This window comes from Alteromonas sp. MmMcT2-2, assembly GCF_022348305.1.
Classification (GTDB): Bacteria; Pseudomonadota; Gammaproteobacteria; order Enterobacterales; family Alteromonadaceae; genus Alteromonas; species Alteromonas macleodii.
Map to the genome: position 1 here is coordinate 115,557 of NZ_JAKRFA010000015.1, position 16,240 is coordinate 131,796.

The 16,240-nt window shown below is 45.7% G+C and carries 12 protein-coding genes and 1 pseudogene; 6 read left to right on the forward strand and 7 right to left on the reverse strand.

Annotated elements, in window-relative coordinates; all coding sequences use genetic code 11:
- Positions 1-10: 10 nt before the first annotated feature.
- Positions 11-862, forward strand: coding sequence for a pantoate--beta-alanine ligase (gene panC, locus MHM99_RS11010; protein WP_187447022.1), 852 nt, complete (start codon positions 11-13; stop codon positions 860-862).
- 112 nt (positions 863-974) lie between these two features.
- Here the strand turns inward: panC and panP are convergent, their stop codons facing one another.
- Positions 975-2,609, reverse strand: coding sequence for a pyridoxal-dependent aspartate 1-decarboxylase PanP (gene panP / locus MHM99_RS11015; protein WP_014977595.1), 1,635 nt, complete (start codon positions 2,607-2,609; stop codon positions 975-977).
- Between the two features lie 563 nt (positions 2,610-3,172).
- Between panP and MHM99_RS11020 the strand changes: the two genes are divergently transcribed.
- Complete coding sequence (locus MHM99_RS11020; RefSeq protein ID WP_239219322.1) at positions 3,173-3,904, forward strand: EAL domain-containing protein; 732 nt, start codon at positions 3,173-3,175, stop codon at positions 3,902-3,904.
- A 95-nt stretch (positions 3,905-3,999) separates the two neighbouring features.
- Here MHM99_RS11020 and MHM99_RS11025 read toward each other — a convergent pair whose 3' ends face one another.
- Genes MHM99_RS11025 through MHM99_RS11035 form a run of 3 tightly spaced genes read right to left on the reverse strand, consistent with a single transcriptional unit; the run spans position 4,000 to position 6,442 of the window.
- Positions 4,000-4,668 carry a methyltransferase domain-containing protein gene (locus MHM99_RS11025; RefSeq protein WP_014951005.1) on the reverse strand — a complete coding sequence of 223 codons (669 nt, stop codon included), beginning with the start codon at positions 4,666-4,668 and terminating at the stop codon, positions 4,000-4,002.
- The gene (locus tag MHM99_RS11030; RefSeq protein WP_014951006.1) at positions 4,668-5,483 is read right to left on the reverse strand and encodes an ABC transporter permease; all 816 of its coding nucleotides are present in this window, start codon (positions 5,481-5,483) and stop codon (positions 4,668-4,670) included. Before MHM99_RS11030 ends, MHM99_RS11025 begins: the two co-directional genes overlap by 1 nt.
- A gap of 26 nt (positions 5,484-5,509) precedes the next feature.
- Positions 5,510-6,442: an ABC transporter ATP-binding protein gene (locus MHM99_RS11035; protein ID WP_014951007.1), complete on the reverse strand. Its 933-nt coding sequence runs from the start codon at positions 6,440-6,442 to the stop codon at positions 5,510-5,512.
- Positions 6,443-7,183: 741 nt separating this feature from the next.
- On the opposite strand from MHM99_RS11035, the gene pdsR reads away from it, so the two are divergent.
- The 4 genes from pdsR to MHM99_RS11055 all read left to right on the forward strand — a co-directional run bounded on the left by pdsR (position 7,184) and on the right by MHM99_RS11055 (position 12,327).
- Positions 7,184-7,873 carry a proteobacterial dedicated sortase system response regulator gene (gene pdsR / locus MHM99_RS11040; RefSeq protein WP_014951008.1) on the forward strand — a complete coding sequence of 230 codons (690 nt, stop codon included), beginning with the start codon at positions 7,184-7,186 and terminating at the stop codon, positions 7,871-7,873.
- A 61-nt stretch (positions 7,874-7,934) separates the two neighbouring features.
- Positions 7,935-10,103: a proteobacterial dedicated sortase system histidine kinase gene (gene pdsS, locus MHM99_RS11045; RefSeq protein WP_075177858.1), complete on the forward strand. Its 2,169-nt coding sequence runs from the start codon at positions 7,935-7,937 to the stop codon at positions 10,101-10,103.
- 227 nt (positions 10,104-10,330) lie between these two features.
- Positions 10,331-11,098 (forward strand): methylamine utilization protein, encoded by a 768-nt coding sequence (locus MHM99_RS11050; protein WP_187447024.1) that lies wholly within the window; start codon positions 10,331-10,333, stop codon positions 11,096-11,098.
- Positions 11,099-11,193: 95 nt separating this feature from the next.
- Complete coding sequence (locus MHM99_RS11055; protein ID WP_239219324.1) at positions 11,194-12,327, forward strand: outer membrane beta-barrel protein; 1,134 nt, start codon at positions 11,194-11,196, stop codon at positions 12,325-12,327.
- A gap of 21 nt (positions 12,328-12,348) precedes the next feature.
- Here MHM99_RS11055 and MHM99_RS11060 read toward each other — a convergent pair whose 3' ends face one another.
- The 3 genes and pseudogenes from MHM99_RS11060 to MHM99_RS11070 form a co-directional block, all read right to left on the reverse strand.
- On the reverse strand, positions 12,349-13,527 hold the full coding sequence (locus MHM99_RS11060; protein ID WP_187447026.1) for an energy transducer TonB: 1,179 nt from the start codon (positions 13,525-13,527) through the stop codon (positions 12,349-12,351).
- A gap of 51 nt (positions 13,528-13,578) precedes the next feature.
- Entirely contained in the window at positions 13,579-14,658 is a 1,080-nt protein-coding gene (locus MHM99_RS11065) for a CNNM domain-containing protein (RefSeq protein ID WP_014951013.1), read from the reverse strand.
- Positions 14,659-14,805: 147 nt separating this feature from the next.
- Positions 14,806-15,871: pseudogene (locus MHM99_RS11070) on the reverse strand (SO_0444 family Cu/Zn efflux transporter).
- Positions 15,872-16,240: the final 369 nt, after the last annotated feature.

Genomic DNA, 16,240 nt, shown 5'->3' on the forward strand with positions numbered 1-16,240 from the left:
GAGGTAAATTATGAAGGTGGTTGATAGTATTTCAGCATTACGCAGCACGGTAAACGCGTGGCGACGTAATGGTGAAACCGTAGGTTTTGTACCCACTATGGGCAACCTGCACGATGGTCATCTTAAACTAGTTAAAAAAGCGAAAGCGCACAACGACAAAGTGGTGGTAAGCATTTTTGTTAACCCCATGCAGTTTGGCGCGAACGAAGATTTAGACGCCTATCCACGCACTATCGAAGAAGATAAAGCTAAGCTTATTTCTGTGGGTGCAGACGCGGTGTTTTTACCTAGCGTAGCGGAAATGTATCCGGCAGGTCTGGATGCGCAGACGTTCGTTGAAGTGCCCGGCATTTCAGACTCGCATTGTGGCGCCAGTCGCCCTGGCCATTTTCGCGGCGTCGCTACCGTGGTGACCAAGCTTTTCAACATGGTACAGCCCGACGATGCGTTTTTTGGTGAAAAAGACTTCCAGCAGCTACAAGTTATTCGCGCGTTAGCTCGCGATTTATCAATGGCAGTGAAGGTTCACGGGGTTTCTACTGAACGCGAGACGTCAGGCCTAGCAATGAGCTCTAGAAATGGCTACCTGACAGACACTGAAAAAGCGACGGCGAGTGCTATTTTTGCAGAAATGCAGCGCTTAAAAGCGGACATAGAAAGTGGTAACACCGACTTTGTTCAGCTTGAAAATGCCATGGTCAGTAACCTTGAAGCAAAAGGCTTTAAGAAAGACTACTGTCAGGTAGTTAACGCCGCCACCTTTGAACCAGCTAACGATAGCGACAAAGAATTAGTTCTGCTTGTTGCTATGTTTATGGGCAAGACACGCTTAATTGATAATATGCAAATTACGCGAGATTAAGCGTAATACCAATCCTCGCGGATAGTCTCGAACTACAAAAGAAAACGCCCGATGCATGACTCCTAAACAGAGCCTGTATCGGGCGTTTTTTTATTTGTTGCTGCTGAAGTCTTTAAGACGCAACGGTTTCTGTTTCGCGAACGAAATCCATTAGCTCTTTCCAAGCCTGAGTCTCTTTCGCAATTAAGTGTTGCTCAGCCAAAATTGCGGCCAAGTCGTTATGGCTAGTAAGCGGATTCGCTAACACTACGCGAAACACGGTAATACACTGGGAAGGGTAATCCGGCGCTTCCAGGCGAGTACGAGACACAAAAGACTTACCTGCTTCACGCTGCTGCTTTTGTACCGCAACAACAAGGGCGTCAACCTTCTCATTGATAGCGTTTCGGGTTTTAGCATTCACATGCTTCAGCTTTTCCTGCACTTCAGCGGGACAAACGCGATAGGTCAACAGTGATAGAATAGGTGTGGTCGTCAATTCAAAGTCTTGGGCTTTATCAATCATCTGCGCAAAGTCTTTGGCTTTATCAATGCTGCGATCAATTAGTAGCTCGTACCCTTTGCGACCGAATATATGCAGCGCCGAGTACACCATCATGGCCATACCGTTTCGGGAGCCTTCCAGCGTTGTAGCACCTAAGTCTTTAGAGCCTGCACGCAAAATATATTGCGCGTGATGTCTTACCGCATTGGCATTTTGTGGGTCTTTGAAAAGCGCCATTCCTGCGCCCATTGGCACGTACATTTGCTTATGCGCATCAATAGTCACTGAGTCTGCGCGTTCAATACCTTTTAGTCTGTCGCGATAGCGCGCCGAGAACAGCGTAGCGCCGCCCCAGGCTGCGTCTACATGGAACCAGCAGCCTAACTCTTTGGCTACGTCAGCAAGCTCGTCTAGCGGGTCTACGTGCCCTGTTTCGGTGGTGCCGCCTACCCCAACGATAGCAAGAAGCTTATTGCCTTCCTCTTGATAACGTTTACCAATGCGAAGGGCTTTTGCTGGATCTAGGGTTTGCTTTGGCGCGGGCACAGTTAATAATTGTTCGCGACCTAACCCCAATACATCCACTGCCTTTGACAGCGAGTAATGCCCACGTTTACTGCACATCACGCCTAAATTGTTAATGTCGTAGTGACGATAGGCAGCGGCTAGACCTGCTTTTGCCACGCCAGAAAACCCTTTTTGTGGGCCAAGTAATTTGTTGCGTGCCACCCATAAGGCGGTGATATTGGCAATAGTTCCGCCAGAGCAAAATGCCCCCAAAGAATGGGCGGCACTGTGTAGATGGTTGTCGTAAAAGCTTTGAGGCTGATCGTACACAAGGTTGTGCATCATACCCAATACTTGACGCTCTAGCGGCGTGAAAGCTTTAGACGTTTCTATCTTAACCAGGTTCTGGTTAAGCCCGACCATTAACTTAGAAAGCGGCAGGTGAAAATAGGGCAACGCTGAGGTCATGTGACCAATAAAGGTAGGCGAGTAAGTATTAACTGAATGCGCAACAAGCTTATCTAACAAGCTTTCAGCATGAGTAGACACAAACTCGGGTGACTCAGGCACCTTGGAGTCTGAAAAGTCTTTTTCAATTTCTTCTAACGACGTCTTTTTTGTCACTACGTGCTGCGACAAAAAATCTAAGATATTGTCAGATAAATGCTGCTCTATTTGAGCCAGCTTTGAGTCTTTGTGTTCAGGCTTGGTAAAGACCCTAAACAGGTGCTCTAAACTAACTTGCGCTTCACCCACTCAACACACCTCATACTTAAAACAATCACACATTTCGCTTACATTTATTGGGCGAAATCAACAGGCGGTTTTGTAGGACACCGGCCTGACACTTACTTTTCCTTTTAGCCAACTAGCATTCGACACAATTACTTTGTGACTGGTGCAGCTATTTATCCAACATATCCCTTAACGGTACATCGGCTGGGCTAATGCGCGTTGACGCGGTCCATTCGTTGCCAAACCTGAAAACTTATCACAATACTTTCAGGGTGTCGCACTTTACATCAGATTGCAATGCTCGCCAAGGGTTAGCGCACGGCATTTAAGCGACTATTAACGTTTTATTACATGTAAAAAACTTATGAAGCGGTTAACTCTGCACACGTATTTAAACGAATTCCCCCGAATTTTGTACCGCAAATTTTATCAGTCTCTACTATATTTAATTTATGAATAGTACCAACACGGGTCTCTCGTATTGGTTTTCCATCTTCTAATTGCGAGCCTAAGTAGCCATTGAACTCACATTCAAGCATTCATCGCTGCGATAAAGTACTGCTTCAAAGCAAGGGGGTCTGTTTATGCCCATTCGTGAAATTTCCGAGGATTTCTCTATCGATGATATCGTGCCTTATTTTCAACCCATCGTTGACTTACGAAGCCAAGGAGTATGGCGCTACGAGTGCCTGGCACGCTTGATAACCCGAGGTGATAAGACTTTTTTACCTAGCGAATTTCTCTACCTTATAGAGCGCGAACAACACGTAAATACGCTTGCAGCGAGCATGTTTGTGCAATGTGCCAGCTATTTTCACGACGTTAATATCCCTTGGAACATCAATATAACTGCCAATGACCTTCACAATGTAGAGCTTACTAATACCCTCATCACCCATTTAGCAAGCTATCCCACGCCGGAGCGTGTAAGTATAGAAGTGAGTGCTTCTACTGCCCTATCCAATCCGAAAAGCCTTACCGCATTTATCGAAAAAAGCATGCATGTGGGGCTGGGCGTTTTCATCGATAACGTTGGATCATGCCCAGGTAACATACGAGCGCTTATGAACTTGCCGGTTCGGGGGATTAAGCTCGCTGGCGGGCTAATTAAACACTATGACGAACAAGAGGCAGTGAGGGAATATGTAGACTATCTGCTGTCGCTATGTGAACGCCATGGAGTAAGCACTATTGCGGAGCACGTAGAAGACGAGGCGCATCTAGAACGCGTAAAACGCCTGCCCATTCGTTATGCACAGGGATATGTGTTTAGTCCGCCCATGGCGAATGTGAGAAGTGCCACTGCGCGCCATTAACAAGCGAATTATACAAATTTGAATAACAAACGGGGCGAGCTTTTCATCTCACCCCACTTTTACAGCTTTCAGTATTTCTTGCTGCTATAGCAGACTCAGCCTTCTTCGCTACGGCAGTTAAGCTGCCAGCACGATTGACCGCTCCCTCGGTACTTTCGCTCAAACGGCGTCATGTGATCATCGCCAGTAACTTCAGATAAATCAGATACCATGCCGTAATGTTTAGCCGCTTGCGCAAATTCCATTAGATAAATAAGCCAGTTGCTACGCACTTCAATATTTGGAGTGATCGCCATCAGGTCCACCATGGCCGCACTACCGTGCCAGCGCTTTTGAACCTGCGTCTTTTTAGGATAGGGGTTGGGATACAGCAGAAAGTGCTGAGTCACGTTCCAATTAGACTGCTTTACTAAGCGCCAAAAGTCGTTCACATCGGCACGAATAACCCGATAGTTGTCTTGCTGTGCGCTGTAATGTTCATGTTTATCCACCCGCAGCGCCGACTTATCGATACCGATAACACGCGCATCGGGGTTTGCTCTTGCAATATTCGCCGTACTTTCGCCAACGCCGCAGCATGAATCTAAAATGATCTCGCCGCTAAAGCCATCAAGCCACGCGCTGACATCATCAAACGCAGCTTGTGTATGGTCGCTAATCGGTCGCTTATTTTCACTCGCTTGGTACTTTTTCACTAAGTCGTCTAACTTATCGTGAATACCTACCTGCGATGTTGTGATTTCTCTAGAATTACCGCTGGCCATTAGCTACGAATACCTTTACCCGTTTTAAGTAGGTAGTACGCCACACCAAATAGCAGTGCATTAAAGCCCACTAACAAGGCAAGCGACAAGGTTACATTTACGTCAGAGACCCCTAAGAATCCATAACGAAACCCGTTGACCATATACACAACAGGGTTCGCCTTACTCACCCACTGCCAGAATTCAGGCAATAGGGTAAGTGAATAAAACACACCACCTAAGTAAGTTAACGGTGTTAATACAAACGTTGGAACCACGCTAATATCATCAAAGGTCTTCGCAAATACCGCATTAATTAAACCCGCAGTCGCAAACAAGGTAGAAGTGAGTAACAACGTGAGCGCAATAATGCCCAAATTGTGTATTTGAACATCAACGAAAAACAGCGACACTAAGGTAACGATAATACCTATCAGTATGGCGCGGGCCACGCCGCCGCCCACATACCCAAGAATGATGACCGAAGTGGGTACTGGTGACACCAACAGCTCTTCAATATTGCGCTGAAATTTAGCACTAAAAAATGAAGAGGACACGTTGGCGTAGGAGTTTGTGATCACCGACATCATAATAAGGCCGGGCACAATAAACTCCATGTAAGTAAAGCCGCCCATTTCGCCAATACGGTTGCCGATGAGGCTACCGAATATCACGAAGTACAAACTCATTGTAATAGCTGGCGGCACAAGGGTTTGTACCCATATGCGCAAAAAGCGCGTACATTCTTTTATCCAAATAGTGGTTAGCGCCACATAGTTTTGCTTAAACCAACCCACGTTTTCTTCTGTGTTCATTTGTGTACTTTCAGTTTTCATGTTTTTCACCTTTACCTGCTGTGGGTTTAGCCAGCTTGCTTCGCTGATTCAACTAAACGCACAAATAGCTCTTCAAGGCGATTTGATTTATTGCGCATGCTCATTACTTGAATACCCTTTTCACTTAGCTGGGTGAAAACCGGGTTCAATCCTTCCGTTTTCTCAACATCAACTTCAAGGGTATGGTCGTCAATCAAACGGTGTTCAAAGCCCGTTAGTAGGTCATCTGTCGTCGTCATGCCATCTGGAATTTTGATATCCAACACAAAGGTTTCTAGGCTTAGTTTAGACAATAAAGCTTTCATGCTGGTGTTCTCGACAATGGTGCCCTTGTTAATAATGGCGATATTGCGACACAGCATTTCTGCTTCTTCAAGATAGTGGGTAGTGAGGATAATCGTGATCCCCTGACGGTTAATCTCTTCTAAGAAACCCCACATAGAGCGGCGAATTTCAATATCTACGCCCGCGGTTGGCTCATCTAAAATAAGCAATTTCGGCTCATGCATGAGTGCTCGAGCAATCATCAGTCTTCGCTTCATACCACCCGATAGCTCACGCGCGCGGGCATCGCGTTTTTCCCACAGGTCGAGCTGAGCAAGGTATTTTTTAGCACGCTCTTTCGCAATACTGCGCGGTACGCCGTAGTAACCTGCCTGATTCAATACAATTTGCAGTACAGTTTCAAATTGGTTGAAATTGAACTCTTGTGGCACCAGACCAATGCAGGCTTTGGCTTGCTCTTTTTGCGTTGTGAGGTCATAACCAAACACCGACACACTGCCATTGGTTTGGTTTACAAGTGAACTGATAATACCAATAGTGGTAGATTTACCCGCCCCATTTGGGCCAAGTAATGCAAAGAAGTCTCCTTCTTGTACTGTAAGGTCGACGCCTTTTAGTGCCTGTACGCCACCTTTGTAGGTTTTGGTTAACCCTTTAATGTCCAACGCTTTCATGATTTGCCCGTAGTGAGAGTGTGATCACTAAGACGTATTGACCTTTGATGCAAACCAAAGGTCAGCACGCCCTAATTAACTTTAGTGAGATGCAGTTATCTGTCGCTAACAACTTACAACCAACGAAGTGTAACCTAGTTCATGCCATTAAATGAATACACTCGCGTTTAGTGGTTGCTTTAAACAGTTTAAGCTTTCGTCTTCTAAATGAGAGCGAAAACGCCTTTTTTCAACCCCAATAAAAAAGCGCCGCGTACCGTTGGGGTAGTACGCAGCGCAAAGGGTAGCTTAATACCAGTCTGAATAGATAATTGAGACTTTTACGTAGAAGTTCAGCCTTACCGCTTCCACGGCACTGTTTCCCCTCTCCCAGTCTTTGAAGAGGCTTCTACAGTGCAATCCGCCTCGCTTGCCTGGCACTTAAAAAAAGCAGTGCGCTAAACTCGACGGACAAATACTATTAAACCCGTTATTCATGGCAAAAAAAGCGCGTAATTGTGGAAATGTGATGGTGATTTAGCTTTCCTATAGATTTAGCATGTGAAACTGCACTACAAGCGTTTTATTAATCCGCGCTTGGGGACGTTGTGTGGGGCTGCCGCCAAAGATAAAGTTCACGATAAGCCCCTCAAATATGGCGTAAATGAGGCAGGCTTGAGGATTTTATGCCGAACTTAGGCAATAGCTGTCATTCATAGGTATAGTGTGCGCTCTATCAGAATTATATTTGCGGGTTAATGTATGCCAAAGACAATTGCATTAGTGGAAGATGACGCGGCCATTCGCGAAAATTACATTATGGCGCTTAAAGCGCAGGGCTATAGCGTGAATGCCTATGAGGACAGGCCTTCTGCTGCTGAAGCGTTTAACCACACCTTACCCGACTTAGCCATTATCGATATTGGTTTGAAAGATGAAATTGAGGGGGGCTTTATGCTGTGTCAGCAACTGCGAGGCCTATCACAAACCCTACCTATCATCTTTTTTACTGCACGAGATAACGACGTAGATACTATCAGCGGCCTTAGAATGGGCGCGGACGACTACCTGACTAAAGATATTAGCATGGCTCATCTGCTAGCACGCATTGCAGCCTTGTTTAGGCGTACAGACTTACTTGCTGCCCCCACAGAACAAAAAGATGAGCTAAAAGTGGGCGACTTAAAAGTAGACGTGTCGAGAATGACGGTAAGCTGGCAGAACCAGCCCGTTTTGTTGACGGTAACAGAGTTTTGGATGCTGCATGCGCTCATTAAGCGCCCAGGTCATGTTAAAAGCCGCCAACAGCTCATGGATGAGTCCAGAATGGTGGTAGACGACACCACCATTACTTCGCATATCAAACGTATGCGTAAAAAGTTTGTGCAGCTTGACCCAAACTTCGATCATATCGACACCGTGTACGGCATGGGATATCGCTGGCAGCTGTAGCGGGCTTTCGACTAAAACTGCGTTTCGTCTGATTAAAAGATAAGGGCAACCGACTAAAAACATGGGATTTCGCTTTTCAATACGCCTTCAGCTTATGGTGCTGTCGCTGTTCTTATTCACCATACCCTACTTAGGTTATAACTATGTGTGGGAACTTGAGCAGTATCTGCGAAACGGTCAAGAACAAACCATGATTGGCACCGCGCGAGCTGTTGCCACTGCCCTTCACGAGCGTCCCGCTTTATTTGATAGCCAATCAGCGTATCTTCAAGACGTGCGCCCTGGAACAGATCTTTACGCGCCACCTATCCCGTCCCCCATTCGACTTGATGGCGAACTTAACGACTGGCAGCAAGTCAGCGAGTTAATGAGTGAGTATGGCAGTGGCGAAGTTATTGAGTACTACAATGGCTACGCGGGAGAACCTACCAGCTTATCGTTCAAGCATATGGTGGGGCGCTACGGTCAATTTCTGTATGCCATGTTTGAAGTCAGTGATGACGTACTGCTGTGGCGGCAACCCAATAGTTTAAGCGTGGAGACAGGCGACCACCTGCTTGTGGGCATGGAAACTCCACAGGGAGAATTAGCAAGATATGTTGTCGCCCCTTATGAAAGTGGCTGGGTAAACGCGTACAAGCTGGCAGATAACACAACGACAACTCGGGCGGTAGAGAACGCGCTCTCTATTCAAGGCCGATGGCAAGAGACTGCCACGGGCTACAACATTGAACTGCGCTTTCCGCTATCAATGACCACAGGCGGCTTAGCATTTTCAATTGTCGATGTGGACGACAGGGCAAGTCGATTGAAGCAGTACGCGTTAGGTACGGCGAATACAAAAGAGCTCGCTGAATTAGGTACTGTTATCACTCCTTCCCCTGAAATTGAGCGCATTCTGGCAGGTTTAAAATATGCCGATTCACGGGTTTGGGTTGTAGATAAGCACAAGCGGGTACTCGCCCGCGCTGGTGACATTCAATCGGCCACAGGCATTGAAGTAGATGAAAAAGAAACCTCTTCAAATGCAATTTGGCACTGGGTTGAGAGTGAGTGGTTACTTCCACTTTATTATCAGATTCTTACGCGGCCACCTGCCGACTTTATTGACGAGCTAGACGATGCTTATGCATTGGTAGGGCAGGATTTAGGCACGGCGCTGAATGGCCAACCCGATTCACTATGGCGTTTGTCACCCGATAACAAAGCCATAGTACTCTCCGCTGCCTACCCAATTTTTATTGAAGGCAACGTAATGGGGGCGGTTATTGTAGAGCAAACCACCAATGGCATTCGTACTTTGCGTAACCGGGCATTAGAACAGCTCTTTCACGTGATTTTAGCAGTGATGACCATAGGTACATTAGGGTTACTGCTGTTCGCTACGCGAATTTCAAACCGCATTCGCTCCCTTCGCGATAACACCGAAGCGGTGATAGATGATAATGGCAAAATCATTGGCACCCTTCCGGTTTCAAATCAGCGTGATGAAATTGGTGATTTATCCCGTTCATTTGCGGATGTGCTTTCGCGGTTACAGCAGTACAACTCCTATTTAGAAAACATGGCATCCCGCTTGTCTCACGAACTTAGAACGCCCATTGCCGTGGTAAAATCATCGCTGGATATGCTGACTCAGGTTAATGACGCCGACCAACAAGCCGTTTTTGTTGAAAGGGCGCAATCAGGGGTGAACCGCCTAAGTACAATATTAAACAGTATGAGTGAAGCCACCCGATTAGAGCAGGCCATTCAACAAGAAGATTTAGAACCATTCGACTTAGTTAAGGTGATATCTGGGTGTATTGCTGGTTACGAACATGCCTATAGCCATCGACGCTTTAGTTTTACCCACAATGCTGATACTGCGCGCATACTTGGCTCCCCTGAACTTACGGCTCAAATGTTCGATAAAGTTATCGCTAACGCCGTAGATTTCAGTGAAAAAGAAAGTGAAATCCAAGTCAGTATTACGGTTAAGGACAAGCAAGCTGAGCTAACCATTAGTAATACCGGACCGCTCCTTCCAGAAGGAATGAGGTCTCAGTTGCTTCAGTCTATGGTGTCGGTGAGAAAAGAAAACGATGTGCAAAATGCCTCTTCACCGCACTTGGGGCTAGGGCTTTACATTGCCAACATCATAATGACCTTCCACAAAGGTCAGTTATCTTTATTCAATCGGAAGGATAGTACAGGTGTAGTCGTCAGCGCACGCTTTCCTTTAATGTAAATGAATGAAAAAAACGTCCAACTCGGTCTATAGTTAAAGTCTAATAAACTTTGCTACATAGATAGCGAAAGCCGAGCACATACCTCATACCAGTCCGCATAGGTTATTATCTATACGGATTGGTATTGAATAGGCTATACGTAGTCATATGCTTTCGTGTCAACAAAGGACGCATAGCGCTTTGCCTTTCTGTCTAAGGCTAAAGCCATTATAAAGAATGAATTACAATGCAAAAAAACAACACGTTATTGATTAAATCCATGTCATTTGCGCTTTCTATTTTCTTTACTTCCCATCGAAGGGCGAGCACGTTCAACATAACTAGTTTTATCACAGGTACATTCACATCGAGCGCTCTCTTACTAGCCGGCGCTACCCTTTCATGGGCACATGCCGCTGATACATCCTTATCAGCAACGCCAAGCATTTCGATATACGTTAGCGACGCCAATGGGGAGCCTGTGAAAGATATGGTGTTAACCCTAACGCCTAACTTTACGCTTGCATCAACGCCACAGCGTGAAGAAGAGCCCGCCATAATGAATCAAATCGATAAACAATTTGCACCTCACGTGCTTGTTGTTCAATCAGGCACAGATATTTCGTTTCCAAACGCAGATAATCTTTTTCATCACGTGTATTCTTTTTCGCCTACAAAACAGTTTGAGCTAAAACTCTATAAAGAGTTTACCGCTGAACCGCTTCGCTTTGAGCAAGCTGGTATTGTAGATATTGGCTGCAATATTCACGACTGGATGCTGGGCTATATTGTGGTAACCGACAGTCCATTTTTCGCAAAAACCGATGAAGAAGGCGTAATGAATGTTTCACTTCCGGTAGGCGAGTACAGTGTTATGACCTGGCACCCGCAGCAACCTGATGTGAAACTATTTAACAGCGCAACATTGCATATCACCAACTCACAAGAATACAAATTTGTTCTTGATGCAGTTTTCAGTGACGATGACTTCGACGAAGGATTTGGCGATTATTAATGCGTAATGTCTTTGCCTTAACCGTCTGTTTGCTTTGCACGAGTTTAACACTTCAGGTTCACGGAGAAACCAAGGCCCTAGTAAGAACAAGCTTTGTGGCAAAAGATGATTCGCGGAGCTTTCAGCAAATGGGGGCCGGTCATCAGCGTTATGAAAGTAACGGTATACAGCTCTCTCATGCTGTAGTAATAGCTGACTTTATGTTAGCGGATAGTTGGTCGGCAGTTGGCGTCATCAATGGTTATAGCGATGGGGAACAAAAGGTTGGATTTTCCGAGCTTTATTTAAAATATCGCCCGTTAGTCGCATCCAGCATAAAGCCTGAAGTAAAAATAGGGGCATTTTTTCCCGCTCTCTCAGCGGAAAATACCGACGCGGGTTGGTTATCGCCTCATTTTCTGAGTAACTCAGCAATTAATAGTTGGGTGGGTGAAGAACTAAGAACGGGCGGCATCGAAGTAAGTCTACGACAAAATGGCAGGCAAATAAGAAGCCACTGGTCATGGAAAGTATTAGGCAGCGTATTCAAAGGTAACGATTCCACCGGCACTCTGCTTTCTTGGCGAGGGTTTGCCCTTCACGACAGGCAGTCCGTTTATAATGATCGCGTAAACTTCCTCCCCATTCCCGGCGTCGTCGATGAAGATAAGTTAAACGCACCGGCATGGACTGAACCCTTCAGGGAAATTGACAATCGGTTTGGGTACTACGTAGGAGCTCACTTAGCCTATGCTAGAAAGGCCGAGTTGCGTTATTACTATTACGACAATAATGCAGACCCGAACATTGTTGACCCAGACCGCATTTATGCCTGGCATACGCGCTTTCATTCATTAACACTGCGATATTTACCACGACCTGAGTTAACGGTGTTTTCTCAAGTGCTACTAGGTGACACTTTGATGGGGGAGCATATCGTAGACAACGATTTTTCCAGTGCGTATATCGGTGCGGCATACAACCTAAAGCAATTAGGCTGGGAAGATTTAACTTTAGCCATGCGTGGGGACTGGTATCAGGTGGTAGATAACGATGATGTTATGTATGACCCGAATGGAAGCAGAGGTAACGCCTTTACCGTTAGCGTAAGGTACGACATTACCGCTTATTTATCCGTTAGCACAGAATGGCAATTAAATTCAGGGCATCAGGAGAATTTGCGTTTTTTCCAATCCGACGAGGACTATAGAGAGCAACTATTTCAACTGGCATTCACTGTAACTCTGTAGCGACGCGACTGTTGTTCAGTCCTACCCTTTCGCCACTTCAATTAAATCAAATTTTGTTTCGCTGTCACCTTTCACCATCACCTGACACTGTCCCCAAGAGCTTGGAATTTGCCAAACATGCGCTTCGGCAACCGTGAATTTTTCTCGATGAGTATCACAACGGACTTCAACGGTATCAAGCTCGCCTTGGATGTTGCCAAAAGCAAACTTACTTCGCACAAGAGTGTGGAACCAATTCCCATCACTTCCTATCGTTACGGGCACGGTTAAGTTTTGCTCAGATGCAATAGATTCTTCAATCTGACTAATTAGCGGCGCGATCTCGCCAATACGCGTTTCTTGCGCTTCCATGTCTTGAAGTGTGGTGTAGGATTTTAATGCTTCTGCATAATACCCACGCTGAGCATCGAGTATGATTTTTCTTTGAAGGGCGTATGCCACATAATCTTCATTAAACACCATGTTATTGAAGCGCTTACTACCGTTGCTGGCAAGTAATCGCGTTAGGCTTTGCGCTTCCCTCTCTACGTCGCCTTGTTTGCTCGCTATATGAGACTCCAAGTTTAGCAACCACGTATTTTCATAGCGGTTTAGCGTATCCCAGCCTAGAAGCTCTTTAAGTGCTTCATCAGCCGCGTCAACATCACCCGCATTAAAGCGCTCGTCTGCGTCTTTATAAGCTTTAATAAATTTGCGTGTGGCACCGCTTTTTCCGCTTATAGCGAAATCCATTTGGACTGCTTGATGACACTGCTGGGTAGGTTCGCCATCTTTGATCGCGGGGTTATATTGCCATTTCTTAACCGCTGACAGTGCACTGCGTTTGAAAGAAGGGCTTCCAAAGAAGTCTTCTACAACAGGGTCTTTCACTCTGCCTTCTTCGTCGATAACGTAGCTTAGCCTAACCCAACCTTCTCGGCCTTTTCTAATGGCTTGAGATGGGTATTTAGGATCGACACGTTTCAAAGGCGTCGCTGGTGTAAATGCGCTTATGCGCTCTACTTCATCAGCTTTCGATTCTGCGAGCGCTTTTTCTTCAAGATCATCACATGGGATACTCAGTTCCTGTGCAGCTGCACTTGCCGTGAAACCTGTCGCGAGCAAAGCCGCTAAAACGAGCGATGGTTGGGTTCGCTTAACAATATTTTCGTGGGCTGAATATTCTGTTCTCAATGCTTTTTTCCATAAATCCTGTTTCATATTTATCATCCTTAATAATTGCTAAACATTACGAGTGAATTGGCGCTAATTCTATTTTTTAGACGAACTCTCAAGTGACGCATCGGGTACGTTTTTGATCATCATTTGTTCTTTGCGTTTCATCATCATCTTGGCAAGCCTACGCATGCTAACCGTGGTGTCTTTTTCATCTACAATATCGACACCTAGCAAGCGTTCGAGCAGGTCTTCTAGCGTAAGCACCCCTTCTAAACCGCCGTACTCGTCAACCACCAGTAACATATGCACGTGCTTATTGATGAAGTGCTCGAAGGTGACTGACAGCGGCATAGTGTTTAACACGGTAACCATGTCTTTTGCGTATTCAGAAAGCGGTTTATCAGTGTTACCTCTGGCTTGTGCCACCAATAAATCAGAACGCATAACAAAGCCGGTAATGTTTTCTGAGTCGCTGTCTTCAAACACAGGGATACGAGAAAATTCTATATTGGCGTGTTTGTGGAAAAAGCCTTCTACCGTCATCGACTCCGACACTTTAAATAGCGCCGTGCGGTGGGTAATCGCATCTTTCACTTTCAGCTCGTGCAAACTTAACAAGCTTTGTAGAAACGCCGCTTCGTGATTCGCTAGCTGACCTTCTTGCCCCGACAACTCTGCCATGGCGTGAAGCTCACTACGGCTTAACCCGCGAAGTGGACTGTCTTCTTTAAAGCCTTTCGTCATTAGCTCAGACATTTTAACGAACGGCATAAGTACAATTGAAAGGTATTTAAGAAAATATGCGGTTACTGGCGCTAGTGTTCGCCAATAGGTTGCACCAAGTGTTTTAGGGATAATCTCAGAAAAAATAAGAATAAGGAGTGTAAGGACTGCTGAAATAACGCCTAGATAGGCGTCACCAAATACTGCTGCCGCTTGCGCACCTGCCCCGGCAGCCCCCATAGTATGAGCAATAGTGTTCAGCGTTAATATTGCTGATAAAGGCGTATTTATATTATCGGTTTGTTTACGTAGTAGCGCACCACTGGCTTTGCCCTCTTTCTCTAACACAGAGATATAAGCGGACGAAACACTCAGAATCACAGCCTCTGCAATGGAGCACAAAAAAGAAAAGCCCAGTGCAATGAAGACGTACACAATAAGTAAAAGCATGTAGTTATTCCAAGCGTCCTTGTAGGTTTAAACGCGTTTTAATTTTAATAAGTTGAACGACTATTATGGATAATAGAGCGGGATATACAAGCGCTCTATGAATATCATTTGAGCGCTTTATTATGAAAGGCATCCGCTGGGCTACTGTTAGCCGCAGCACGCCGAATGTTGCTCTTGGTTATGACGGTGTTGCTGCAGCTTTTTCAGACCCAGCCTTAACATTAACCCCGCCAATAAAATCGCGCATAGCCCATAAATCACCTGAACGTCTGCACCGTGCTCATGAACATGGCTTTGCGTTTTGATCATAGAGGCTAAAGAAAACGAAGCTACTAGGTAGTTCAGTGCGTAACCAAAACCAATACTCGCAGAGATAACACTGAAAAGGTAAAGCACTAACGTTCGCGTGCCCATTTCTTGTTTGATCATTCCCATCGTTGATACGTTAGTGGCGGGTCCCGCCCGCCATCACTAGCATGGCGACCACGCCATCACCCCATTGCGTTAAAAAGTCGGTGGGTACCCACGTTTTAATTGCCGCGGCAAGTGCTAATCCAATTAATAACCATATCACAATGTCTTCAAGTAACTTGCCACTGGCATATGAAAGCACGCTTGTGATTTTCGAAGGCGAAGACTCTTGTTTGGGCTTGTCTGTGCTTTCGTGGTTATGAGCATGTGTTTTTTCGCTTGCACAACAGGACGTGCTGGCCTGTATTTGCGGCTCTGATTTAGGTGCTTGCTTTGAACCACAGCACGATGACTGCGTCACGTCAGATTGTCGTTGTTGAGCCTCTTCTGCTTCTGCGAAAAAACGCACCATCAATCCAGCATAAATAGCGCTTGTAATGGCCGCGATGGGTCTAACAATGGCATACAACGGTCCAAGCAATGCATAGGACACAGAAACACTGTCTACGCCCGTCTCGGGCGTAGACACTAAAAACGAGATAGTGGAAGATTTAGATGCACCGCTACGTCTAAGCCCAAGTGCCGCTGGGATAACGCCGCAAGAGCACAGAGGTAAAGGCGCACCAATAACCGCGGCCTTTGTAATTGAGCCAAACGATGAGCTGCCCATGTGCTTTTCCAAAAACGAAACGGGTACCAATTCGTGCATGATACCCGCCACCAGCAAACCGAGAAGTAACCAAGGCGCGGATTCAACGAAAAGTGCTAGGAAATTTTGTCCAAGTAAAATGATATCTGACACAAAGCCTCACAGGTTATTTTGTTGAAAGGTCACGTTGAAGAACGCGGCTTTTGACAACAAAAATAACGGTGTTTTAGAACGGTAAGTATAATAACAGATATGCTGTATGACAGAAAATCAGCAAAACTGATTAACCTGATTTATGCGAGTGCGTTTTGCTTTTAAAGGAAAGAAAAATGGCCAGTACAAATGCACTGGCCGAATGTTGACTGTCTCGAAAGTGTAATTTTAAACCACGAGGTCAACCATGAAAGTTTTTGTCGCTAGGGTCTGTTGACCTTTGTTGTACATTTTTGCAGCGGTCTGTGTGCCATCTAGACAAGGCGAATGTTTGACGGTTTAGTGGTTCTAAATCGAGAACATTCAACG